Raw genomic sequence first — 281 nt, 5'->3', positions numbered from 1 at the left:
AGCGGCTGCGGCAGGGGGCGAAGCTGATCGTGGTCGACCCGCGCCGGATCGACCTGCTGGAGACCCCGCATATGGGCGAGGGGCATCACTTGGCCCTGCGCCCGGGCACCAATGTCGCGGTGCTGACCGCGATGGCCCATGTGATCGTGGCGGAAGGGCTGTTCGACGAGGCCTTCATCCGCGAGCGCTGCGATTGGGACGAATGGACGGACTATGCCGAATTCGCCGCCGATCCGGCCCACTCGCCGGAAGCCGTCGAAGAGCTGACCGGCGTTCCGGCC

General features: G+C 68.7%; 1 protein-coding gene. It reads left to right on the top strand.

The genetic code is table 11. The features are described 5' to 3' along the window. The coding region (locus B3D39_RS08305) for a molybdopterin-dependent oxidoreductase (RefSeq protein WP_286789595.1) at positions 1–281 on the top strand (281 nt) is incomplete at both ends.

It is taken from the genome of Thioclava sp. UBA3469 (assembly GCF_002378135.1).
Taxonomy (GTDB): Bacteria; Pseudomonadota; Alphaproteobacteria; order Rhodobacterales; family Rhodobacteraceae; genus Thioclava; species Thioclava sediminum.
The sequence above is the reverse complement of the archived record's forward strand: the minus strand, read 5'-3'. Positions and strand labels throughout refer to the sequence as shown.